Below are 23,338 nucleotides of genomic sequence, written 5' to 3' on the forward strand. Positions count from 1 at the left end.
ACCCCGGCGCCGGTGGGCCTCCGCCCACCCCTTGGTTTCAACACCCCGAAATATGTACACCTCGTTTGCACAAGGAGCCCCAATTTCATGAGCGCAGCAGCAACCCGTCCCCGCATCGGCACCGGCGGCATGTCCATCGAAGCGTCCAACTTCTCCCCGCACCGCTCGGGCTTCGAGGCCTTCAACTTCACCAAGGACGACGTGCTGCTCTCGCGCTACACGGTGCTGGACCCGGAACACGAGAACCACGACGCGTCCGTCGCCGATGGCGCGACCTGGGTGCCGCTGGTGCACGCCCGCTCGCTGCCCGGCGGCATGGTCGAGCCGGTGGTCTACGAGACCCTGAAGATCGAGCTGATCGAGATGATCCACGCGCAGGGGCCGTTCGACGGCTTCTTCCTGGACATCCACGGCGCCATGACCGTGGTGGGACGCCAGGACGCCGAGGCGGATCTGGCCCGCGCGGTGCGCGCGGCCCTGGACGAGGTGAGCGCCAAGGCAGGTGCCCCGCGCACGCTGATCTCCGCCACCATGGACCTGCACGGCAACGTCTCCGCCGACCTGGTCGAAAACTGCGACCTGATCACCTGCTACCGCATGGCCCCGCACGAGGACGAGCAGGAAACCAAGACCCGCGCCATGGCCAACCTGATCACCCGGCTGGTCGACGGAACCGGCGCCCCGGCGAAGGCGTTCGTGCGCATCCCGGTGCTGCTGCCGGGCGAAAAGACCTCCACCCGTCTGGAGCCTGCCAAGGGCATCTACGAGGCGATCCTGCCGATCGAGGCCTCGGAGGGCATCGTCGACGCCTCCATCTGGGTCGGCTACGCCTGGGCAGACGAGCCGCGCTGCTACGCCACCGTAGTCGTCACGGGCGACGACGCCGAGCTCGCCTCCGCCAAGGCCACCGAGCTGGCCACCAGCTACTGGGACGCCCGCGCGGACTTCGAGTTCGTCGCACCGGCCGCCGACCTGGACACCTGTCTGGCCGCGGCCCTGGCGCCGGAGGCCAAGCGCCCCTACGTGCTCTCCGACTCGGGCGACAACCCGACCGCCGGCGGCTCGGGAGATGTCACCTGGACGCTGACCCAGCTCATCAACGACCCGCGCTTCGCCGAGGGCGGCCCGCGCACCGTGGTCGCCTCGGTCTTCGACAAGGACGCCGTCGCGGCCTGCTTCGCCGCGGGACTGGGCTCGGAGATCGAGGTTTCCGCCGGCGCACTGGTCGACCACGTGCATTCGGGCCCGGCCGTGCTCAACGGCACCGTGCTGCAGCTGACCGAGGGGGACGTGACCTCCGGCCGCGTCGCGGTGGTCAAGGTCGGCTCGATCGAGGCCATCATCACCGAACGCCGCAAGCCGTACCACCAGATCTCCGACTTTGCCGCGGCCGGCCTCACGGTCACCGACGCGGACATCGTCGTGGTGAAGATCGGCTACCTGGAACCCGAGCTCTTCGAGCTGGCCGAGGACTGGATGCTGATGCTCACCCCCGGCGGCGTGGACCAGGACCTGATCCGCCTGGGGCACCAGAACATCGAACGCCCGATGTTCCCGTTCGACACCGACATGGACGCGCCGGACCTCACTGCGACCCTGTTCCCGGCAGTTCCCGCGGGAGCCTGAACCATGGCAAAACTTGAGATTGCCGTCCAGGACGCGGCCGGCGCACGGATCGCCCTGGAGAACGGGGCGGACCGCATCGAGTTGTGCGCCGCCCTGGTCACCGGCGGCCTGACCCCATCCCTGGCAACCATCGAACAGGCGGTCGCCGTGGGAATCGGCGTCCACGTGCTGATCCGCCCGCGAGGCGGCGGGTACACCTACACACCGGCCGAGGTCGAACTGATGGTTGCCGACATCGCCCACGCCGCGCGCGCTGGCGTCGCAGGGATCGTGATCGGCGCCCTGGCCGAGGGCGATGCCGCACTGGACCTGCCGGTGCTCTCCGCGCTGATCGACGCGGCGCACGTGGTCAACCCGGACATCGAGGTCACCGTCCACCGCTGCGTGGACGTGCTGCTGGAAAACGGGTTGCCGGTCGCCGACCTCATCGGCCAGCTTCGGACCCTGGGCGCACACCGGATCCTGACCTCGGGCGGCGCCCCGGCGTCGGGCGCGGGTGCCGAGGTGCTGCACCAGCTGCGCGCCGTGGCTCAGGGAAACCCGCAGATCCAGGCCGGCGGCGGCGTGAAGATCGATGACATCCCGGCCCTGGCCGGTTTGGACGGAGTCCACCTTTCGGCACGCACCCAAGCCGTGTGGGGGGCCTCCGGCCCCGGCGGCGGGGAATCGGCATTCGACGTAACAAGCCCGGAGCTTGTTGCGGCCGCGGCAAGCGCGCTGGCCCAGGCCAGGTAGCACCGATCCGTTTCACCTGCGGGCGTTCCCAGCATGTGGGGGCGCCCGCAGTGCCGTCTGTACCCGCGGCCGTCATGCGGTGTTTCGGAGCGGCGTCAGTGGCTGGTCAGGACATCCGGCACCGGCAGGTCGTGGGCCGCGAGGGCTTCGCAGAGCGCGGTGAGGGGATAGGGACTGGAAAGGGCCCGGTTGCCCCGCAACAGCGGGAAGATGAGGTTTGCCTCGGTGGGGTACACCTTGGCGATGCCAGCCCGTTCCCAGAGCCACAGGATTTCCAGAGCCACGCGGGCCGCGGTTCCGTTGGGTTCCAGGCACAGCGAGAACGTTCGGTGCGCAGCCTTCGGTTCGGCGCCGACCTGTCGCAGCAGCAGCATGGCAAGTTCCTCGATGCGGACCTGTTCCGGGCCCCCGGTGGAAAACGCCGCAATGAAAAGATCCGCGGCGGCCTCGATGCGATAGCCGGTCAGCAACCCGTACAGTTCCTGCGCGGCGGCCAGGTCCTGCGCGGTGGTGTCCGGAACGTGAAATGGTCTCATGTGTTGTGTGCCGGGCGTGCTGTGTCGTTTCCAGATCATGGGATCCACGCTAGAAGCTGAAGATGAACCGGGTGTGAACCGTTCATTGACATGTAGCTGTGCGGAATGTGAGTTGCGCTACCCATTGGCTACCATGTTCAAGTGTGGCCCGGATTACCGATGAGGGCCCAGCAACAAATCTCCATCTCCGGAAGGGCCCAGACCAGCATGCTCAATGATGAGACCATCACCCAGATTGCCGATGAACTCGTACAAGCGGGTCAAGACCGCGTTCCGGTCAAACGCCTGACCGCGCGATTCCCCGAAATGACCGTGGAGGACTCCTACAAGGTCCAGAACCTGTGGCGCCTGCGCTCCGAGGCCAACGGCCGCAAGCTTGCGGGACGCAAGATCGGGCTGACCTCCCGCGCCATGCAGATGGCCACGGGCATCACCGAACCCGACTACGGCATCATCTTCGATGACATGGTCCTGGACTCGGGCTGCACCTTCGAATGGGACAAGTACACCCACCCGCGCGTGGAGATGGAACTGGCCTTCAAGCTCAACAAGGACATCGAAGGTCCCAACGCCAACATCTTCGACGTGCTCAACGCCACCGAGTACGTCATCCCGGCCCTGGAAATCCTCGACTCCCGCATCGAGATGGAGGGCCGCACCATCGTCGACACCATCTCCGACAACGCGGCCATGGGCGCAATGGTCATCGGCGGCAACCCGATGAAGCCGTCGGACATCGACCTGCGCTGGGTCTCCGGCATCCTCTTCAAGAACCAGGTCGTCGAGGAAACCGGCGTCGCCGCCGGCGTCCTGAACCACCCGGCCGCCGGCGTCTACTGGCTGGCCAACAAGATCGCCGCCCACGGCGACAAGCTCAACGCCGGGGAGCTCATCCTGGCAGGCTCCTTCACCCGCCCCATGTGGGTCGACAAGGGCGACACCGTCTTCGCCGACTACGGACGCATGGGAACCGTGACATGTCATTTCGCATAGATCCCGACCCGTCCTTCAAGGACGCCCTTGCCGCAGCCGACCGTTCGCTGGCCGGAATCTGGGTGTGCTCCGGTTCCCCGCTGGTCGCGGAAATCTGCGCCGGGGCAGGCTTCGACTGGATCTTCATCGACGCCGAGCACTCGCCCAACGGGCTCGAGTCCATCCTGGCGCAGCTGCAGGCGGTGCGCGGCTACCCGGTGGTGCCGGTGGTCCGGCCTCCGGTGAACGACACCGTCGTCATCAAGCAGTACCTCGACCTGGGTGTCCAGTCGCTGATCGTGCCCATGGTGAACACCGCCGCGGAAGCGCTCGCCGCCGTCCAGGCCTGCCACTACCCGCCGATGGGCGTGCGCGGTGTCGGCTCGGCGCTGGCCCGCTCGGCACGCTGGAACCGCATCCCGGACTACCTGAACCGCGCCTCCGAATCCCTGACGCTGATCGTGCAGATCGAATCCGCGCAGGCCGTGGCCAACGTGGAGGAGATCGTGGGCACGCAGGGTGTCGACGGCATCTTCATCGGCCCCTCGGACCTGGCCGCCTCCATGGGGGTCATCGGGCAGCAGGACCACCCCGAGGTTGTTGCCGCCGTGGAAAAGTCGATTGCCGCGGGCAAGGCCGCCGGAAAGTTCGTGGGCGTCAACGCCTTTGCCGAGGGCACGGCCAAGCGCTACATCGAACTCGGTGCTGACTTCGTGGGGGTCGGCGCCGACGTGGCACTGCTGGCCCGCGGCTCCGAGGCGCTTGCCGCGAAGTTCGTCTCCGCGGAAGCCGCCAAGGCCGGAACCCCGGCCAGCTACTAGGACCCGGAGCCGGAGCCGGGGCCGGTGGGCCATCGAATTCCCGATGGCCCACCGGCCTTCTTTTTGTTCCCGTTCGCTGTGGGGGACCGCTTCGCAGGACCGGCCGGGTCCGCGGTTCAAATCCGGGGACCGCATGGTGTGTTGTGCCTCACCGGACCCGCGGGGGCCGGACAAAACAGATTAGGCTCGCTTGAATGGAACTCTCCGTTATTTTTCTGGTGCTTGGCATGGTTGTCATCGGCGCCATTGCCCAGCGCGTTGCGGGACTGGGATTCGCGATGCTGGTCTCGCCGTTCCTGGTGCTGACGCTCGGTGCCCACCAGGGCGTCTTCCTCGTCAACATTTGCGGCGTGGTGTCCTCGGCCATCATCGTCCCGCGCGTCTGGAAAGACATCGACTGGTCGATGTTCCGCTGGCTCACCGGCTTCAGCGTGTTCGGCTCGGTGGCCGGGGCCATGCTCGGCGGTACGCTGCCGCAGGCGCCGTTGTCGATCATTGTCGGCGCCACGGTGCTCCTGGCGCTGCTGCTTTCGCTGATCCTGGTCCGCGCGGATGTCACGGTGTCGGGCCAGATCCCCAAGGGCGGTGCCGGATTCCTTTCGGGACTGACCAACTCGCTGGCCGGAGTCGGCGGGCCCGCCGTCAGCGCCTATGCGGTGCTGGCCCGGTGGCCGCAGCGTCCCTTCGCGGCAACCCTGCAACCCTTCTTCGTGGTGACGGGCCTGGCAACCATCGGCATGAAGTTCCTGACCGTGCCGGACCAGCTGCCCCTGCTTCCGGCCTGGGCCTGGATCGGCGTCGCGGTCTTCATCTGGGGCGGGGTGCTCATTGGGGAACGGGTCCAACGGGTGGTCAGCGACAAGCACGCCCGGTTCTTCGTCCTGTGCTGCGCCTTCGTCGGAGCGGTGACCGCCCTGGTGAGCGGGCTGCGTGCGCTCTGATCCGGGCGCGGGGACCGGCAACGTGCCGGGCTTGGTGCGCGTCGGTGAACCGTGCACGGGAGCATCGGTGGCACGATTGAATCAATGAGTGAGAAGAAGAAAAAGCCGCCGGCCGCAGCGGCGTTGAACGCGGCGCGCGAGCGGCTGAATACCGGTTGGCCCATGCCGTTGTTCCTCCAGGGTGCCTTCGAGCTCCTGCAGGCGGCCCTCTTCTCCGCGTTCTTGGTGGTCATCCCGTGGATGGCCGTCTGGTTCAGTGGCGGTTTCGCCGACCGCAGCATCGAATCGGTGCTGAAGATGAGCGGACAGATGTGGCTGCTCATCCACGGCGTCCCCCTGCATTTGCTGCAGGTGGGAACGGGCGCGGACCCCTCCAACCTCTCCGGGGTGCTCAATGCCGTCCCGCTGGGGCTCACGCTGATCCCGTTCTTCCTGTGCTGGCGCGCGGGACGGCGCATCGCCCGGGCCTCCTACACCGACCAGCTGTGGCAGGGCATCCTCGGCGCACTGGGCGTCTACCTGCTCTGCGGGCTCTTCACCGGCTTCCTGGTCAACAACGACGAGGCACAGACCACGCTGTTGATGGCCTCCACCATCCCGTTGATTTCCGCGGGCGCAGGCGTCATCATCGGCGCCCGCCGCGAGGCCGGTTCCTGGGGCCGTCTCATCGGCTTCGACGCCGCGGCGTGGATCTCCAAGACCTCCCAACACTCGCGCTGGGCCGGCTCCTACCTGTGGGCCGTCGTGTGCGGCGGAACCCTCGCCTACATGATGACCTTCGGGCTGGCCGCGCTGCTGCTGACCATCAACATCGGCATGCACTGGGTCGACATCTCGAACGTCTACCAGCAGCTGCGGCCCGGTCCCATCGGCTCCGCGGTGCTGACGCTGGGCCAGCTCGGGGTCATGCCCAACCTGGTGCTGTGGACCCTGGCCTGGATCACCGGCGGCGGGTTCACCTTCGGCGTCGGCAGCACGATTTCACCGCTGGAAACCACCGTGGGACCGCTGCCCGCGGTCCCGCTCCTGGCGGCACTTCCCTCCGGGGACCTGACCTACGCCTGGGCCTTCATGCTGCTCCCGGTGTTCGCCGGGTTCATGGCCGGATGGTACTTCCTGCGCGTGGGGGAGAACCACTTCGACGACTGGATTTCGCTCAAGGTCCGCTCGCGGTGGGTGTCCCTGGGGCTGTCCACGGTTGTCCTGGGCATCGTCGTCGGGGCCACCGCCGGGATCCTGTCGCTGGCCGGAAGCTGGCTGGCCAGCGGGTCGGTGGGCATCGGCCGGTTCACTGAGATCGGACCGAACATCCTGCTGACGGCATTGTTCCTGGCGGCCGAGGTGGCGATCGGCACGGCCATCGGATACCTGGTCTCGCCATTGCTGGAGCATGATCCGGTCCTCGGCGTCTAGCGCCCCCGTCCGGGGAAGCCTCCGGGACCAGCCGATGCGACCGGCCGCTACGCCCCGATGTCGTGCAGGTGGTGCGCCGCGTCGTGCCAGGCATACCGGGCCAGCGTGGCTGCGGTGAAAACCGACCCGTTGGAGCGGAACCCCTTGCGTTCATGCTGCGCACCGCGCATCGTGTCCAACGTGACGGCGAACGACTCCGCCGTGGCCCGCAGACGTTCGACAACGAGTCTCGGGGACTGCGCCGCGTAGTCGTGGCGGACCGCTGCCTCGTCCTGGTCCCAGTTGGCGAACGTCGGTTCGTCCTGCCCGAGGATGAGTTCCAGGCGCCGGTCCATCACCTCGTACATGTCGCCGACGTGGGCGCAGTATTCCAGAGGGCTCCACGCCTGCGGGGACGGCCGGGTGCCGGCACCGGGCCTGCGCAGGGCGGCGGCGAAGCGCGGAACGGAATCGCGCACCAGCCCGGCAATCAGGTGCGGCTCCAGGCCGCGCACGTCCTGCCCGCATTCGTCGCACACGGAATCCAGGACCCAGGTCCAGTCCTTGGAATCGGGGGTTGGCTGATCGCTCATGGCGCCTTCCTTGGGGGAACAGGTAGCAGTTCGTTCTGCAGGTTGGTGAGGCATTGCTGCTGCGAGCCCAGGGTCAGCGCATTCTCCATGCACTGCTGGTACTCGAGGCTCTGCTGGTAGAACAGGGCCTGGGCGCCCAGTGTCGCGGCCACCAGGCCGCAGGCCAGGGTCGCGATCGGGGCCGCCAGCCGGAGGAAACCGGCGCCGGGGTTCCCGAAGGCCTTGAGGCAGGTGATGAAGCCGACGACAAGCCCTGCGACGGCGAAGGGCAGGCCGATGAGCCGCCACGGCAGGGGCACGAAGGAAGCGGCGTAGGCGACGGCCATGACCAGGATCGTCGCCCGCACCCAAGCGAACAAGGGGCGTGCGGGATCTGCACCCGGTGAAAGCGGTCTGACGGCCATGGATCCAGACTAGCCCCGAATCCGGACTCCTTCGATGGATGTGGCAGCACTTGCCTCCCGGCCATACGATAATGGTCTGTTGTGGTGTTGGATCGATACGCCAGTCGGGGCCGCGGAGACGCACCCTGGTTTCCCGATTCCGCCGGGGGAAGCAGCCCCGTGCGGGACAAAGAAATACAAGTGAAGGAAACTCTTCCATGCAACGTTCGACCACAAGCCGTCGCGCCGGGGTGCTTGGTGCACTCCTGGTGAGCGCGATACTGGCCCTGACCGGTTGCACGGCGGGATCCACCGGGACACCGGGCTCCACCACGGACAAGACCAAGCTCACCGTGGCACTCACCGGGGAACCCGTGAACCTCGACTTCACCACCACCGCCGGCGCCGCAATCCCGCAGGCCATGATGTCAAACGTCTACGAGGGCCTGGTGACGGTCGACCAGACCGGCGCCATCAAGCCGTTGCTGGCCACGAGCTGGGAAACCAGCGGGGACAACAAGTCCTACACCTTCACGCTCCAGAAGGGCGTGAAGTTCTCCAACGGAGCCGACTTCGACGCCGGGGACGTGAAGTTCTCCATCGAACGCGTCAAGTCAGACGCCTGGCTCAACGGGCTCAAGTCCAAGATGGACGTGGTGGACAACGTGCAGGTGGTTTCCCCGGAAACCGTCACCGTCAATCTCAAGCGCCCTTCCCAGGCCTGGCTGTACTCCATGACCACCCTGGTCGGCGCCATGTTCGACCCCTCCGGAGTGGACGACCTGGCAAACCAGCCGGTCGGCACCGGCCCGTACGCGCTGGAATCCTGGGCGCGCGGCGAATCCATCAAGCTCGCCGGCCGCGACGACTACTGGGGCATCATGCCCGGCATCAAGAACGTGACGCTTCGCTACTTCGCCGACGCCATCGCCACCACCAACGCACTGACCAGCGGGGACGTCGACCTGGTCTACAACATGCAGGCCCCGGAACTGCTCGCCGGCTTCCAGTCCAAGCCCGGGTTCCAGGTCATCGAGGGCACTTCCAACGGCGAGATCATGCTCTCCATGAACAACAAGGTCGCCCCGTTCGACGACAAGCGGGTGCGCCAGGCCGTCATGTACGCGATCGACCGCCAGGAAGTACGTGACACCGCGTGGAACGGCCTCGGGACCCTCGTGGGAGGCCCGGTCCCGCCGACCGACCCGTACTACGAGGACCTCAACGACCTCTACCCGCACGACCCGGCCAAGGCCAGGGCACTGCTCAAGGAAGCCGGCGCGGAAAACCTCGACGTCACCTTCACCGTCCCGACCCGCCCCTACGCCAACGCGGTGGCCGAGGTCGTCTTCTCGCAGCTCAAGGACGTGGGCATCAACGTGAAGATCCAGAGCGCCGAATTCCCGGCGGTCTGGCTGGACAAGGTCTTCAACCGCCACGACTACCAAATGTCCGTGGTGCTGGCCGTGGAGGCGCGCGACGTGCTGACCATGTTCGACAACCCGAACTACTACATCGGTTACGACAACTCGAAGATCAAGGACGAGGCCGCCCTCGCCGACGAGTCCGACGAGGCCAACTACGTGGCGGGCATGAAGAACGTGGTCCGCACCATCGTCGAGGACGCCGCCTCCGACACCCTGTTCATCTTCCCCAACATCTCCGTGGCCAAGTCCGGGCTGAGCGGCATCGGGGCCAACTCGGTCACCGAGGCGCTCACGCTGTCCACCATCGCCTGGTCCTGAGGGACCTGCCACCCCATGAACCCGAATAGGCCGAGCACGTGCTGATCCGCATCGCCAAGAACCTGGCGCGCTTCGTCGTGACGTTCCTGGCCGCCACCCTGGCCGTGTTCGGCATCATGCGCGTGCTGCCGGGCGACCCCGCGGCCATCGCGGCGGGGGAGAACGCGACCCCCGAGCTCATTGCGCAGCTGGCCAGGGAATTCGGCACCGACAGGCCGCTCCCCGAACAGTACTGGGACTGGTTTTCCGGGCTGCTGCGCGGGGACTTCGGCGTTTCCTACGTGACGCGAACCGACATCTCGCCCCTGGTGCTGGACAAGGTGCAGGTGTCGCTGATCCTTGTCACCCTGGCGATGCTGCTGGCGCTGGCGATCGCCATTCCGCTGGGCATCGTGGCGGCGGTCCGCCACGGGAAACCCAGCGGGGCCCTGGTCTCCGGACTCAGCCAGCTGGGCATCGCGATCCCGGGTTTCCTGCTGGGCATCCTGCTGGTGTCCGTCGTGTCGCTGCGCCTGGGCTGGCTGCCGGCCAACGGGTGGACGCCGCCGGGCGTGGACTTCGGCGATTTTCTCCGGCGCATCATCCTGCCGGTGGCGGCCCTTGCCGGGGTGCAGTCCGCGATCCTGATGCGCTACGTGCGATCGGCCGTCCTGGAGGTCATGCACGAGGACTACCTGCGCACGGCCCGCGCCAAGGGGCTCTCACCCGCGCGGGCGCTGCTCAAGCACGGCCTGCGCAACGCGGCAATCCCGGTGCTGACCGTGACGTCCGTGCAGTTCGCCGCCCTGATCATCGGGGCCGTGGTGATCGAGCGCGTCTTCGTGATCCCCGGGCTGGGATCCATGCTGCTCACCGCGGTGGGCAACCGCGACCTGCTGACCGTCCAGTCCGTGGTCATGGTGCTGGTGGCCATCACCCTCATCATCAACTTGGTCGTGGACGTGCTCTACACCGTCCTTGACCCGCGCATCCGCGCCGCCGACTAGCAGAAGGGGACGATGACGACGATGGGCGAAATCCCCGTGCAGCAACAAGCAGAACCCGCACCCGCACCCGCACCCGCGGCCGCAAGCCGCCCGGGCCGCAGGCCGAACTTCAACCTGTTGGCCGGGGGCCTGCTGGTGGGGCTGGTGGTGTGCATCGCGCTGCTGTCCTTCTTCTGGACCCCCTACGACCCGGTGCGGATCGACCCGCCGGCCAAGCTGCAGCTGCCCAGCGCGGCGCACTGGCTGGGCACCGACAACCTGGGCCGCGACCTGTTCTCCCGCATCCTGGTGGGGGCGCGCATCACGCTGCTGGTCGGCGTGGTCTCCGTGGGCATCGCCGTGCTGATCGGGACGCCGCTGGGCATCTGGGCAGGCATGAAGCGAGGCGCCGTGGAGGAGATCACCATGCGCGGCGCCGACATCCTGCTGGCGTTCCCCGCACTGCTGCTGGCCATCATGTTCGCCGCGATCTACGGGGCCTCCACCGTCAGCGCCATGGCCGCCATCGGGCTGGCCTCCGTCCCGGGCTTCGCGCGCGTGGCACGCGCCGGGACGCTGCAGGTGATGAACGCCGAATTCGTGCTGGCCGCCCGCGCCGCCTCGCAGCGTCCGCTGCGCATCGCCCGCAGGCACGTGCTGCCCAACATCGCCGGCATGCTGATCATCCAGTGCTCGGTGACCTTCGCGCTGGCCGTGTTGGCCGAGGCCGCGCTGTCCTTCCTGGGCCTCGGCACCCCGCCGCCGATCCCGTCGTGGGGGCGCATGCTCCAGGAGTCCCAGCAGTACTGGGGCACCTTCCCCGCCATGGCCGTCTGGCCTGGCGTCGCGATCGCCGTGGCGGTGATGGGATTCAACCTGCTGGGCGACGGGTTGCGCGATCGGTTCGATCCCAAGCTGGGCAGGGGCAAGGCATGAGCGAGACACTGAGCGGGACGCTGCCGGCGAAAGAGACGCTGCTTGAGGTCAAGGGGCTCACCATCCACGCCGGCGCCACGGCGCTGGTGCAGGACCTGGAATTCTCCATGCAGGCCGGCGAGCGCATCGGGCTGATCGGCGAATCCGGTTCCGGCAAGTCGCTGACGGCCACCGCCCTGCTGGGGTTGCTGCCCGACGAGCTCGACGTGGGCGGGCAGGCGCGGTTGCGCGGGGTCGATGCCAACCTGCTCAGCGCGCCCGACAGGGTCATGCGCGGCCTGCGCGGGGACGAGATCTCCATGGTGTTCCAGGAGCCGCTCACCGCGCTGAACCCGTTGATGCAGGTCGGCGCGCAGGTGGCCGAGGTGATGACCCGGCACCGCACGGTGCCCAACCGCCAGGCGGCCCGCAGGCGCGCCGTCGAGCTGCTGGCCTCGGTGAAGATCCCCGATCCCGCGGTGGCGGCGCGCGCCTACCCGCACCAGCTCTCCGGCGGGCAGCGCCAGCGCGTGATGGTGGCGATGGCGCTGGCCAACGACCCGCAGCTTTTGCTCTGCGACGAGCCGACCACCGCGCTGGACGTGACGGTGCAGCGCCAGGTGCTGGACCTCGTCTCCGCCCAGGTGCGCGAGCGCGGCACCGGGCTGCTGTTCATCACCCACGACCTGGCCGTGGTGGCGAGCATGTGCACCCGCGTGCTGGTCCTGAACCGGGGACGGATCGTCGAGTCGGGCCCGATGGAACAGGTCTTCTCCGCCCCGGCCCACCCGTACACCCGTGCCCTGCTGGCGGCCAGCGACCTGGAGGCGACCGACGAGCGCGGCCGCCTCTTCACCGTCGCCACCGCTGGCAGCTACGTTCCCCCGGTTCCCGGCGGGGAACCGGTCCAGGACGGTGCCCACGCCCCGGCCCTGGACCAGACCCAAGGCCGGACCGCGGCGCCGGGGCAGCTGGCCGTCAGCGCCCGGCCGACGCCGGGGCAGGTTTCGGCGACAGCCCCGCTGGTCAGCGTCACCGGGCTGAACCGCACCTACCACCGGGCCCGCACGTCCCTGCGCGGCCCGCGCCCGGAGGTCCGCGCCCTGCGGGACGTGGACCTCACCCTGGGCGCCGGGGAGCGCCTGGGCATCGTGGGGGAGTCGGGGTCCGGCAAGTCCACGCTGCTGCGCATCCTTGCCGGCCTCGACCAGCCGACCAGCGGCTCGGCCGTGGTTGCCGGCACCGAGGTGGCCGGAGCCAGGGAAGGCCAACTGGTCGGATTGCGCCGGCAGCTGCAGATCGTCTTCCAGGACCCCATGGGGTCGCTTGACCCCCGGATGCGCGTCAAGGACATCGTCGGGGAACCCCTGCTGGTTCCGGGGCAGGCGCTCAATGCCGCCCAGCGGGCCGCCAAGGTCGCCGAAATGCTGCTGGCCGTCGGGCTGGACCCGGAGTCGGCCGAACGCTTCCCGCACCAGTTCTCCGGCGGGCAGCGCCAACGCATCTCCATTGCCAGGGCATTGGTCTGCCGCCCGCGCGTGCTGGTGGCCGATGAACCGGTCTCGGCGCTGGATGTCTCGGTCCGCGCGCAGGTGCTGAACCTGCTGGCGGACCTCGTGGACGAGTACGCGCTCACGCTGCTCTTCGTCTCCCACGACCTGGCCGTCGTGCGGCACCTGTGCGACCGGGTGATCGTGATGAAGGACGGGGAGATCGTGGAGGCCGGACAGACCGAGGACGTCTACAACAACCCGCGGCACCCTTACACGCGCGAACTCATTGCCAGCTCGCTGAACCTGCGCGAGCAGGTCGCCAAGAAATGAGGCAGGGCGACCGGCCGGTGACCAAGGAACTGCGCAAGTGGCGGTGGGTCACGATCATCGGGGCGGGGCTCCTGGTTGCTTGCCTTGCCATGCTCCTGACGCCGTCCGCAACGAACCCGCCCCTGGCGGCCGGCTGTGCAACGTTCGGTGCTGTCCTTGCAGGCACCGGCGTAGTGCAGATGCGTGCGGCGCGACGGGGAACCAAACCCCACCACAAAGCAATGGCATGGATGGCGTTGCTGGCCGGCGTCGCATGCCTGCTGATTGCCGTGGGTGCGATCAACGCGGTCGACGCGGATTTCTCCGCGCGGTACCCGCGCGGGCTGGGCATCGTCGCCGGGTTCATCGGGACAGCGTTCTTTGGCGCGGCGGGTATCTACGGACTCGTCAAGGGCCCCCGCAAGTAAGCGGCACGGGCCGCGTCACACGGCGGGCTGGAAGTTGGGCGGGACACCTGGCGCGACCTAGGTTTGGTCCCATGGACTCTCGAACACTGGACTTTGGAACACTCAGCTTCGCCCCGGCGCTGGACGCCCCCGAACTCGTTGCCGAACCGGTGCGCGCCGCGCTCGACGGCTCCGCCGCGACGGACGTCTACGCCGCCGCGATCGACCCGGCGCTCGCCGACACCGCCGCGTTCTGCGAGCACTACGGGATCGGGCTCGCGGACGGCGCAAACTGCGTCATCGTCGAGGCGAAGCGGGGCGACTCGTCCCGGTACGCGGCCTGCCTGGTGCTGGGCCACGAGCGCATCGACGTGAACTCCCTGGTGCGCAAGCACCTGGGCGCCAAGAAGGTGTCCTTCGCGCCGATGGACGCCGCGGTCGAGCTCACCGGCATGGAGTACGGCGGAATCACGCCGATCGGTCTGCCCGAATCGTGGGCGCTGCTCATCGACGAAGCGGTCGCCGCGGCCCCGCAGCTGGTCATCGGCAGCGGGGTGCGCGACTCCAAGATCCTGACCTCCGGGGCGTTCCTGGCATCGCTGCCGGGGGCCGAGGTGATCTCCCTGGTCAAGCGGCAGGAGAACTGATCCCGCCGGCGGCGTGGGTCCGCGTGGGTCCGCGTGGGGCCCCGCGGCCCGGTTCCGCGGACCTGGTTTCATGGTCCGGTGCCGCCGGACACTAAACTTGTACCCATGCGCATCGTAGCCCTCGTTTCAGGAACCGGATCCAACCTCCAAGCCGTCATCGACGCCGTCGCCGACGGGTCGCTGAAGGACGTGGAGATCGCGGCCGTCGGCGCCGACAAGCACGGCACATTCGGCGTGGAACGCTCCGCCGCCGCCGGCATCGAGACGTTCGTGGTGAACTTCAAGGACTACGACGATCGCGCCGAATGGAACCACGCGCTCACCGAAAAGTGCCTCTCCTACGCACCCGACTACGTCGTCTCCTCGGGCTTCATGCGCATCGTCGGCGAGGAGTTCATCAACGCCTTCGACGGCACCTACATCAACACGCACCCGGCCCTGCTGCCGTCCTTCCCCGGCGCCCACGGCGTCCGCGATGCCATGGCCTACGGGGTCAAGGTCACCGGCTGCACCGTGCACATCGCCGATGCCGGCGTGGACACCGGCCCCATCCTGCGCCAGGAAGCCGTCGCCATCCTCGACGACGACACCGAGGAAACCCTGCACGAACGCATCAAGGTCGTCGAGCGCCGCCTGCTCATTGCGACGCTCGCGGACCTGGCCGCCAAGTAGCCAACGCAAACAGCCTTAACGAGGGCCGGCCTCCGGCGTGCCCGCGCACCTGGCGCCTGCACGCCGGGGATCGGCCGTTTTTAGTTCCGCGTCTGTCTCCCCGGCCCGGTTGATACCCGTCGTCTTCCGCGAGATCCCGCCGCCGGATCGGCGAAAACCACGAACCAGCCGCTACCCGCCGCGGCAACCATGCGATCCCTTGGAGCTTCCCCGCACAGCACAGTTTCCCGGAGCCGGGTTCTATACATTCCCGCGGGCCTTTCCCCTGCGGGCTTCCCGGGGACCCAGACTTGGTTCATGGAAACCGGCACCCTCGTCGAAGCCCTCACGGACCCCCGTGACCATCCGGAAGACCAGTTGTCACCGGACGATGAACTGCGCCTGCTGATCGCCGCCGGAAAATTCCTGGGGGATCTCTGCACTTCGTTGGCCGCACGCACCTCCAATTCGCCCACCCGGGCCGCGCTGTTCGTCTTCACGGTGGAGCACGTCCACAAGATGCTGGACTACGCACAGCTCCAGGCAACGAAGACGGCCCAGGGGAACCTGGTCCACGAACTGCCCGCCGAGACCCTCACGGAATTGTGTGCCATCAGCGAGGCACCCTGGTCATACCTTCAGGGGGACGCCACCCTGCCGGCGGATCCCCGGACGGTGCCCACCGGATTGCTGGCGTTCAGGGACACCACCGAATTCCTGCAGCGAACCCTGGCAATCACGCACTTCGATGCCAAGGCGCGCATCCACGCGGCGTTCGCCCTGCTGCCCCGAACCGACGCCTTCGGAAACCCCCAACCACCTCGCTACCCGATCCTGGCCGAACAACTGCGCTCCGGTGCGGCCCGGGTGAGACCAACCGCAGCCGCTGCCCGCAAGCTCGACAAGCTGCGTCCCGGCATCCAGAAACAAGCGACCCCCGACGATCTGGGCATCCGAATCGAGGAACAGGTGGCCCGCTCGGTCAAGGAAGACACATCCAGGAACACCAACCGGCTCCTTGACTCGTGGGGAGACGAACTTGACGCTGCCGCCACGACCCCCACTGCGGAGGAAGTCCGCGCCAAGACCGGTGTATTCATCACGAAGCGCACCAGGAACTTCACCTACATGAATTTGTGCATGTTGAATTCGGACGCAGAGGTGTTCCTCTCCCACTTCGCCCAATCAGACAACCCCCGGACCCAAGCCGGGAACCGCGAAGCAATGGCCGCGGCGGCTACCCAGCCCGGACTCGGCACCCTCAACGGCACCCTCAACGGCACCCTCAACGGCACAGCCAACGGCACGACAGAAACGCAGGATGGCCCGGATTGGTTCACCAAACCAGCCGGAGCGGCCACCTTCGACAATCCGATCTCCGTCGAGGGATCCATGGGCATGTTCAACACCACCGACCTTGGGACCGACGGGCTCACACCCCCGCAACGTCACCTGCAAACGCTGCTGAACCTCATGCGCAGTCCCAATGCCGGAACCGTCAAGGGCACCACCGGACTGCCCACAGCCCAGCTGGTGATCTACATGCATCTTGAAACACTGCTCGGTCTGGCCAAGGGATCGGGATGGAGCGCCCACGGCCTGGAAATCCCGATCGGGGAGGTCCGACGCCGGCTCAGCACCGACGGCGTCATCCCCATAGTGCTGGGCGGACAAAGCGAAATTCTCGACGTCGGACGCACCATGAGATTCGCCCCGGACTACATGAAACGCGCGGTCCTCGCGCGCGACGGCGGTTGCATCTACCCTGGCTGCACAGTTCCGCCCGAACACTGCGAATTCTGCCACATCGATGCCTGGGTCGACGGCGGCACAACGAGCGTCGAAGGCCTGACCCCGGGCTGCACCAGGCACCACCACATGTTCGATGCCGGAGAAGCCAAACTTGTCATCCACGACGGGTTGCCCCACGTCATCCTGCCCAAGTACCTCGATCCGGAGCAACAACCAGTCCGGAACACCTACTGGCACGGACAGCAGGCGCAATTGTTCTAGGGTGCCGATGCGAACGGGGCCGTGATCTCCAATGCGTTCAATGGAGATCACGGCCCCGTTTCAGCGCGGGAAGTGCACTACTGCAGCGCGCGTCCCTTGGTTTCGGGGGCGAAGAACGCCATCATGATCACCGCCACCAGCACCAGGGCCCCTGCGGCCAAGAAGAGGTTGGCCAGCCCGACGATAGGCCAGAGCGATGCGAAGACCAGCGGCCCGAACCCTGCGCCCAACCGGCTGAACGAGGACGCCCAGCCGAACCCGGACCCGCGCAGATCCGTGGGGTAGAGCTCGGAAACGTAGGCGTAGAGCACCGGGATGGCGATCTGCACGACGACTCCGAAGACCAACAACCAGGCCAGCGCCATGCTCGGGGCGTTCAGCGACAACGCAACCAGGACCAGCACGATTGCCGAGAGCGGCCCGGTGATGCCCAGCAGCCATTTGCGTCCCACGCGCTCGACCAGCAGCGCAGCAATCACCACGCCAACCAGGCCCATCAACGCCATCACGGCGGTCATGAAGAACGCGGTGGACTGCGCCATTCCGGTATCAGCGAGGATCGAGGGCATCCAGGTGAGGGCCAGGTAGTAGACCAGCAGGATGGTCAGGAACAGCGCCCACGACGTCATGGTGATCCTGGGGCTGAACTTCCAGATCTTCACCAGCTGCTCCAGCCACGATCCGGCCGAGAGCCGGGGCGCTTCCTCGGGCTCCGGCAGCGTGTATTGCTGCTCCGGGGCCCCGGTGCGTTTCACCAGGTCGTCGATGACCTTGGCGGCCTCGTCGCGCTGCCCCTGGCGCACCAGATACAGCGGGGACTCGGGTACGCCGCGGCGGATCCAGAAGACCAACAGCGCGGGCAGCACCATGACGGCCAGGATCAGGCGCCAGTTGCCGGTGGTCGCCTGCACCCAACCGGAGACGAAGAAGGACAGCGCGGCGCCCACCGGCCACCAGCCGTCCATGGCCGTGAGCACCCGGCCGCGCTGCTTGGCCGGGGTGAACTCGCCGACCAGCGCGTAGTCCACGGGGATGCAGCCGCCCAGGCCCACGCCGGCGAGGAATCGGCAGGCGATGAACCAGGCGAAGTTCGGGGCCAGCGCCCCGGCGACGGTGAAGAGCGAGAAGATCAGCAGCGTCCAGGTGAAGGCCTTCTTGCGCCCGATCTTGTCGGCAATGGTTCCCCACATGAACGCACCGAGCGCCATGCCGATCAGGTTGGCCGTGCCCAGCCACGCGGCGGTGGGACGATCGAGGCCCCACTCGGCGGAGACCAGGGGGATCAGCGCCCCGTTGAGCGTGACGTCCCAGGCATCGAACATGAAGCCGAGCCCGCCGATGATGAAGATCTTCCCCTGGACACCCCACCTCCAGGGCAGGTTTTGGACGACTGACTCGCCGCTGGGCAGCTTCCGGAAATTATTCATGCGGGGCCTTCAAGGAAGTGTGATCGGGTGCTTCGGTGGGACATCGCGCTTGTGGAATCCGGCGACGCAAAGATGTGCCGACGGAATAGATCGAGCAGCACTGCTCACAAGGCTACGCCGACGGGGCAGAAAGCACAGAATAGCTATTGACTTTTTGTAGGAAATTGGGCCGTGTCTTCGCGAAATTGGGCGCTTTCCTCGCGGAAAAGCTCGCGGGCCGCCGTACTGTTCCCGAGTTGGCCCCTCCGGGGTAGAGTCTGGATATGGGAGTAGATTGGACCGCTCTCGAAGAGGCGATACGGGTGTCGGCTCTTCGCCAGGCGGAAGAAATTATTGACCGTCACCCGAACGAGGTTTTCTATGCCGTGGCCCTTGACGGGGTCAGCGCCGACGAAACCGACCATTTGGACCTACCGGTGCTCGCCCTCAATTCCCTCCAGGCCTTGGCCCGGAAGCAGAAGGAAGAAGAGGACGAAGAAGTCGTAGTGGAGGACGACTTTGACGACGACGAGGACGAAGGGTTCGAGGAACGCCCGGACGCCGAAGACGACGGTTCCGGTCGCGAGTACGAAGACGACGAGGACGAAGACGAGGACGACGAAGAGGATGAGGAAGACCTCGACGATGTCCTGAAGGAGCTCGAAGCCATGAACTCCGTGGAGGAGCAGGGCTTCTATTCCTCCAAGTGGAATCCGCCGGACTGGTTCTGGTGCTCGATCGAGCTCTTCGACGATTCGGCCACCGAGCTGTGGAGCCAGGCGCTCACCAGCGTCGCCAAGCACCACGGCTGGGAAGAGACCAACCGTTTGTACTACGAGATGCTTATTCGCGTCACGGATTCACTGCGGCAGGCACTGGCAGTGGGACGCAACGCGGACATGGTCGTCTATCTCTCCGACGAGGAGCATGCCGACCGGATCCTGCGTCGTTGCCTCACCCAGGACCAGCTGGCCAAACATTTCCCGGAGCTGGCTTACTAGCTTTGCGGAGCTGGGGCCTGTGGAAGCGTCACCACCGCCAGGACCTTGGAATCGTAGTCGCGCAATTGAACCGTCGCGATGTTTCCCAGCTGGGTTGGGACGGCTCCTATGAGCTTGGTCTTGCCGGTGGTGGTGGCCTGCCACGACCCCGCCCGGTCTGCAACGCCTCCGTGGTCGACCACCCACAATGACAGGATGCCGCTGGTGGGAAGATCCGCGCCGCTGAATTCCAGCTCGGTTCCCCATGCCTTGGCGTTCATTCCCAATTCCACACGCGGGCCGAGCTCGGATGCCACCGCAAAACTGGCGTCGGGTCCCGGGCTGGGGCGGATCACCGGGGCAAGGAATACGCCGGTTGCCACGGAAGCGGCCACAGCGGCAAGCCCGAAAGCGCCGATCCGCAGTCGTTTGTTGCGGCGCTTGGTGGCAAGCCGCTCCAGCAAATCGATGCATCCCTCCTGAGGTTCCGGCTCGGCATCGGCGTCCAAATCCGGTTCCATGGCGTCCATCGGCGGCTCCATTCCCAAGAGCACGTTGGTATCCGAGAGCTTCAGGGTGCCCAGCAGCGCCGACAGGCCGGAAGCCCCTTGCATTTCATCCTGGCAGGCGGCGCATCCCTCAAGATGCAATTCAAATTCCAGGCGTTCGCTGGGCGACAAGCCACCGAGAATGTAGGCGCCGAGCAGGATGTGTTCGTTCAGCGGTTCATTGGATGCGTTCAACGCTCAACCCCCATGTCTTTAAGAATGCTTCGTAGGGCACGCACCGCGTAGAAGGCACGTGATTTCACCGTTCCCTCAGGGATACCCAAATGCGCAGCGGCCTGGGTGACCGTCGACCCTGCGTAGTGCAATTGCAGGACCACTTGCCGGTGCTCGTCTGACAAGTTCAAGAGTGCTTCTTCCATCAGGACGCGGTCCAATAGCTCATCGATCCGTCCGGAACCGCTGGGCGGAAGCGGTGTCGCATCGGTCAGCGAGGTGGTGGGAACACGGACGGCGGCCCGCCGGTTCCGGTCGATGAGCACATTGCGTGCCGTGGCAAACAAGTAACTGCGCAGCGACCCGGTGATGCGCGGTGCGGCCTGCCAGACCTTGAGCACTGTTTCCTGCAAGATATCCTCGGCGGTGTCCCTGTCATTGGACACCCGCATGACATAACGCCGCAGTGCCGGGCCATGTTCACGGTAAATCTCAGATACCACTTGTGCATCGAACGGCACATCGGCTCCATCATCTTGGTTCGAGGACATTCTTCACCCACTTAGACGCACATCAATGACAAATGGTTCAACGTACTTATCGAGTATGCGCAAAAAAGTTGTGGATTTCTCTGAACCGAATGATCAACCGGTGCGTCTTACCAGTCAGGAAGCCCGCCCCAAATCGTTCCCAAGGCGCCCGCCGCGGGAAGAACCGGGCTTTCGTGATCCCCCGAGTCTAGGAAGTGCCACTATGAAACTGCACCACAGCAAGACCTTTGCCGGTTCCGCCGCGCTCATGATCGGAGCGGCCGTACTTTTGTCGGGATGTTCTTCCAGCACCCCGACCACCACCAGCGCCTCGGCCACCACCGCGCCTTCCAGCATGGCACCCACCAGCATGGCCCCGTCCTCGCCCGCTGCCGCAACCCCGGACCTGAAGACGGGGGAATCCGCGAAGGGAACCATCGTCGTGGACGGCAAGGGCATGAGCCTGTACTACTTCTTGAAGGACACCAAGGACACCAAGGTCAGCGCCTGCACCGGCGCATGCCTGGACGCCTGGCCCATCGCCGTGGCAAGCAGCGAAACCCCCAAGGTCGAGGGAGTCACCGGCAAGGTCGGCACCATCAAGAGCCCCGATGGAAAGCTGCAGCTCACCCTCAACGGAATGCCGCTTTACTACTTTGCGCAGGACAGCAAGCCCGGCGACATCCTCGGACAGGACGTCAAGGAAGTTTGGTACTTGGCCGCTCCCGACGGATCGATGATCAAGTAGCACGTGTGAGGTAGATCAAGCGAGAGGTCTGGCGCACACTCCCAGCCGGTAGAATGGGTGGACACCCCTCAAACCGCACCCTGGGAGACTTCTGTGAGCCAGACCGTCCTTGATCGCGTCCCGATTCGTCGCGCCCTGATTTCCGTCTACGACAAGACCGGGCTGGAGGAACTGGCTGCGGGCTTGCACGCTGCCGGCGTCAAGCTGGTGTCCACCGGATCCACCGCCAAGCGCATCGCGGCAGCCGGCATCCCGGTGTCCGAGGTCGAGGAAGTCACCGGTTCCCCGGAAATGCTTGACGGCCGCGTCAAGACCCTGCACCCGCGCGTGCACGGCGGCATCCTTGCCGACCGCCGCGTCCCGGCACACATGCAGACCCTGGCCGACATGGAGATCGAGACCTTCGACCTGGTCGTCGTGAACCTCTACCCGTTCGTGGAGACTGTCCGCTCCGGCGCCGAAGGCGATGCCGTTGTGGAACAGATCGACATCGGCGGTCCGGCCATGGTGCGTTCGGCTGCCAAGAACCACGCAGCGGTTTCCATCGTGGTCGATCCGGCAGCCTACGGTGCGGTTGTCAAGGCAGCGGCCGAGGGTGGCTTCGACCTGAAGACCCGCCAGCGCCTGGCTGCCAAGGCCTTCGCGCACACCGCAGCCTACGACACGGCCGTTGCCTCCTGGACCGCGGCACAGTTCCTCGACGAAGACGGCGACGGCTTCATCGACTGGCCCGCATACACCGGCCTGGCGCTGGAGCGTTCCGAGGTTCTGCGCTACGGCGAAAACCCGCACCAGCAGGCTGCCCTGTACGTTGACAAGGCCGCCCCGGCCGGCATCGCCCAGGCCGACCAGCTGCACGGCAAGGCCATGAGCTACAACAACTACGTCGACGCCGATGCCGCACTGCGCGCCGCCTTCGACTTCGAGCAGCCGGCCGTCGCCGTCATCAAGCACGCCAACCCGTGTGGCGTGGCAGTCGCCTCGGCAGGCGCCGTCGACCCGATCGCCGACGCCCATGCCAAGGCCCACGCCACCGATCCGCTCTCCGCCTTCGGCGGCGTCATCGCGGCCAACCGCCCGGTGACCGCGGCCATGGCGGAGACCGTCAAGGACATCTTCACCGAGGTCGTCATTGCCCCGGACTTCGAAGCCGAAGCCGTTGCGATCCTCTCCAAGAAGAAGAACATCCGCCTGCTGGCACTGCCGGAGGGCTACGGCCGCTACCCGAGCGAAATCCGCCAGGTCTCCGGCGGCGTGCTCGTGCAGATGAGCGACAAGGTCGACGCCGAGGGTGACAACCCGGCGAACTGGACCCTGGCCGCCGGCGAGGCAGCCGACGAATCGACCCTGGCCGACCTGGTCTTCGCCTGGACCGCAGTGCGTGCCGCGAAGTCCAACGCCATCCTGCTGGCCAAGAATGGTGCCGCAGTCGGCATCGGCATGGGCCAGGTCAACCGCGTTGATTCCTGCAAGCTTGCCGTGGAGCGCGCCAACACCCTGGGCGTCACCATCGAATCCAAGGTCGACGCCGCGGGCGGCGCCTCGGGCACCGGTGACGCCGTCTCCGAGCAGCGCTCCCACGGTGCGGTTGCCGCGTCGGATGCGTTCTTCCCGTTCGCCGACGGCCTGCAGATCCTCATCGACGCCGGCGTGCGCGCCGTCGTGCAGCCGGGTGGCTCGGTTCGCGATGAAGAGGTCATTGCCGCGGCCAACGCAGCCGGCATCACCATGTACTTCACCGGTGCACGCCACTTCTTCCACTAGGAAGCAGCGGTCCTGACGGCCGCCGGCGCACCCCGTCCAAGGGA

General features: G+C 66.7%; 23 protein-coding genes. 17 read left to right on the forward strand and 6 right to left on the reverse strand.

Features of this window, described 5'->3' with window-relative positions:
- Positions 1-87: 87 nt before the first annotated feature.
- Together ACFY5D_RS15030 and ACFY5D_RS15035 are read left to right on the forward strand one after the other, a co-directional pair.
- On the forward strand, positions 88-1,626 hold the full coding sequence (locus ACFY5D_RS15030; RefSeq protein ID WP_387531401.1) for a M81 family metallopeptidase: 1,539 nt from the start codon (positions 88-90) through the stop codon (positions 1,624-1,626).
- A gap of 3 nt (positions 1,627-1,629) precedes the next feature.
- Positions 1,630-2,361 (forward strand): copper homeostasis protein CutC, encoded by a 732-nt coding sequence (locus tag ACFY5D_RS15035; RefSeq protein WP_387531404.1) that lies wholly within the window; start codon positions 1,630-1,632, stop codon positions 2,359-2,361.
- Positions 2,362-2,456: 95 nt separating this feature from the next.
- On the opposite strand, the gene ACFY5D_RS15040 is transcribed toward ACFY5D_RS15035, so the two are convergent.
- Positions 2,457-2,897 (reverse strand): hypothetical protein, encoded by a 441-nt coding sequence (locus ACFY5D_RS15040; RefSeq protein ID WP_387531406.1) that lies wholly within the window; start codon positions 2,895-2,897, stop codon positions 2,457-2,459.
- A 207-nt stretch (positions 2,898-3,104) separates the two neighbouring features.
- On the opposite strand from ACFY5D_RS15040, the gene hpaH reads away from it, so the two are divergent.
- The 4 genes from hpaH (at position 3,105) to ACFY5D_RS15060 (ending at position 7,044) form a co-directional block, all read left to right on the forward strand.
- Positions 3,105-3,890 (forward strand): 2-oxo-hept-4-ene-1,7-dioate hydratase, encoded by a 786-nt coding sequence (gene hpaH / locus ACFY5D_RS15045; protein ID WP_387531409.1) that lies wholly within the window; start codon positions 3,105-3,107, stop codon positions 3,888-3,890.
- Positions 3,875-4,690 carry an aldolase/citrate lyase family protein gene (locus ACFY5D_RS15050; RefSeq protein ID WP_387531411.1) on the forward strand — a complete coding sequence of 272 codons (816 nt, stop codon included), beginning with the start codon at positions 3,875-3,877 and terminating at the stop codon, positions 4,688-4,690. Before hpaH ends, ACFY5D_RS15050 begins: the two co-directional genes overlap by 16 nt.
- A 194-nt stretch (positions 4,691-4,884) precedes the next feature.
- Positions 4,885-5,631 carry a TSUP family transporter gene (locus ACFY5D_RS15055; protein ID WP_387531414.1) on the forward strand — a complete coding sequence of 249 codons (747 nt, stop codon included), beginning with the start codon at positions 4,885-4,887 and terminating at the stop codon, positions 5,629-5,631.
- A gap of 84 nt (positions 5,632-5,715) precedes the next feature.
- On the forward strand, positions 5,716-7,044 hold the full coding sequence (locus ACFY5D_RS15060) for a DUF6350 family protein (RefSeq protein WP_387531417.1): 1,329 nt from the start codon (positions 5,716-5,718) through the stop codon (positions 7,042-7,044).
- A 47-nt stretch (positions 7,045-7,091) separates the two neighbouring features.
- Here ACFY5D_RS15060 and ACFY5D_RS15065 read toward each other — a convergent pair whose 3' ends face one another.
- Both ACFY5D_RS15065 and ACFY5D_RS15070 read right to left on the reverse strand, forming a co-directional pair.
- Positions 7,092-7,616 carry a DinB family protein gene (locus tag ACFY5D_RS15065; protein ID WP_387531420.1) on the reverse strand — a complete coding sequence of 175 codons (525 nt, stop codon included), beginning with the start codon at positions 7,614-7,616 and terminating at the stop codon, positions 7,092-7,094.
- A complete protein-coding gene (locus tag ACFY5D_RS15070; RefSeq protein ID WP_387531423.1) occupies positions 7,613-8,020 on the reverse strand; it encodes a hypothetical protein in 408 nt (135 codons plus the stop codon). Before ACFY5D_RS15070 ends, ACFY5D_RS15065 begins: the two co-directional genes overlap by 4 nt.
- 197 nt (positions 8,021-8,217) lie before the next feature.
- On the opposite strand from ACFY5D_RS15070, the gene ACFY5D_RS15075 reads away from it, so the two are divergent.
- The 8 genes from ACFY5D_RS15075 to ACFY5D_RS15110 all read left to right on the forward strand — a co-directional run bounded on the left by ACFY5D_RS15075 (position 8,218) and on the right by ACFY5D_RS15110 (position 17,144).
- Positions 8,218-9,744 carry an ABC transporter substrate-binding protein gene (locus ACFY5D_RS15075; RefSeq protein WP_387531426.1) on the forward strand — a complete coding sequence of 509 codons (1,527 nt, stop codon included), beginning with the start codon at positions 8,218-8,220 and terminating at the stop codon, positions 9,742-9,744.
- Between the two features lie 38 nt (positions 9,745-9,782).
- Positions 9,783-10,730: an ABC transporter permease gene (locus ACFY5D_RS15080; protein ID WP_387531429.1), complete on the forward strand. Its 948-nt coding sequence runs from the start codon at positions 9,783-9,785 to the stop codon at positions 10,728-10,730.
- A gap of 21 nt (positions 10,731-10,751) precedes the next feature.
- A complete protein-coding gene (locus ACFY5D_RS15085; protein WP_387531432.1) occupies positions 10,752-11,645 on the forward strand; it encodes an ABC transporter permease in 894 nt (297 codons plus the stop codon).
- Positions 11,642-13,447 carry a dipeptide ABC transporter ATP-binding protein gene (locus ACFY5D_RS15090; protein ID WP_387531435.1) on the forward strand — a complete coding sequence of 602 codons (1,806 nt, stop codon included), beginning with the start codon at positions 11,642-11,644 and terminating at the stop codon, positions 13,445-13,447. The genes ACFY5D_RS15085 and ACFY5D_RS15090 overlap by 4 nt, the downstream gene beginning before the upstream one ends.
- Entirely contained in the window at positions 13,444-13,854 is a 411-nt protein-coding gene (locus ACFY5D_RS15095; RefSeq protein WP_387531437.1) for a hypothetical protein, read from the forward strand. The genes ACFY5D_RS15090 and ACFY5D_RS15095 overlap by 4 nt, the downstream gene beginning before the upstream one ends.
- 71 nt (positions 13,855-13,925) lie before the next feature.
- Positions 13,926-14,480, forward strand: a complete 555-nt coding sequence (locus tag ACFY5D_RS15100) for a YbaK/EbsC family protein (RefSeq protein ID WP_387531440.1) — start codon at positions 13,926-13,928, stop codon at positions 14,478-14,480.
- A gap of 105 nt (positions 14,481-14,585) precedes the next feature.
- On the forward strand, positions 14,586-15,152 hold the full coding sequence (gene purN, locus ACFY5D_RS15105; RefSeq protein ID WP_387531443.1) for a phosphoribosylglycinamide formyltransferase: 567 nt from the start codon (positions 14,586-14,588) through the stop codon (positions 15,150-15,152).
- Positions 15,153-15,449: 297 nt separating this feature from the next.
- The gene (locus ACFY5D_RS15110) at positions 15,450-17,144 is read left to right on the forward strand and encodes an HNH endonuclease signature motif containing protein (protein WP_387531446.1); all 1,695 of its coding nucleotides are present in this window, start codon (positions 15,450-15,452) and stop codon (positions 17,142-17,144) included.
- A gap of 77 nt (positions 17,145-17,221) precedes the next feature.
- Here the strand turns inward: ACFY5D_RS15110 and ACFY5D_RS15115 are convergent, their stop codons facing one another.
- Positions 17,222-18,571, reverse strand: coding sequence for an MFS transporter (locus ACFY5D_RS15115; RefSeq protein WP_387531448.1), 1,350 nt, complete (start codon positions 18,569-18,571; stop codon positions 17,222-17,224).
- 263 nt (positions 18,572-18,834) lie between these two features.
- On the opposite strand from ACFY5D_RS15115, the gene ACFY5D_RS15120 reads away from it, so the two are divergent.
- Positions 18,835-19,551 (forward strand): hypothetical protein, encoded by a 717-nt coding sequence (locus ACFY5D_RS15120; RefSeq protein ID WP_387531450.1) that lies wholly within the window; start codon positions 18,835-18,837, stop codon positions 19,549-19,551.
- On the opposite strand, the gene ACFY5D_RS15125 is transcribed toward ACFY5D_RS15120, so the two are convergent.
- Positions 19,548-20,273: an anti-sigma factor family protein gene (locus tag ACFY5D_RS15125; RefSeq protein ID WP_387531453.1), complete on the reverse strand. Its 726-nt coding sequence runs from the start codon at positions 20,271-20,273 to the stop codon at positions 19,548-19,550. The genes ACFY5D_RS15120 and ACFY5D_RS15125 overlap by 4 nt on opposite strands.
- Entirely contained in the window at positions 20,270-20,773 is a 504-nt protein-coding gene (locus ACFY5D_RS15130) for a sigma-70 family RNA polymerase sigma factor (protein ID WP_387531456.1), read from the reverse strand. Before ACFY5D_RS15130 ends, ACFY5D_RS15125 begins: the two co-directional genes overlap by 4 nt.
- Positions 20,774-21,005: 232 nt before the next feature.
- On the opposite strand from ACFY5D_RS15130, the gene ACFY5D_RS15135 reads away from it, so the two are divergent.
- Positions 21,006-21,530 (forward strand): hypothetical protein, encoded by a 525-nt coding sequence (locus tag ACFY5D_RS15135; RefSeq protein ID WP_387531459.1) that lies wholly within the window; start codon positions 21,006-21,008, stop codon positions 21,528-21,530.
- A 93-nt stretch (positions 21,531-21,623) separates the two neighbouring features.
- Entirely contained in the window at positions 21,624-23,294 is a 1,671-nt protein-coding gene (purH, locus tag ACFY5D_RS15140; RefSeq protein ID WP_387531461.1) for a bifunctional phosphoribosylaminoimidazolecarboxamide formyltransferase/IMP cyclohydrolase, read from the forward strand.
- The last annotated feature ends 44 nt before the right edge of the window (positions 23,295-23,338 follow it).

This window comes from Paeniglutamicibacter sp. NPDC012692 (genome assembly GCF_042901625.1).
Lineage (GTDB): Bacteria > Actinomycetota > Actinomycetes > Actinomycetales > Micrococcaceae > Paeniglutamicibacter.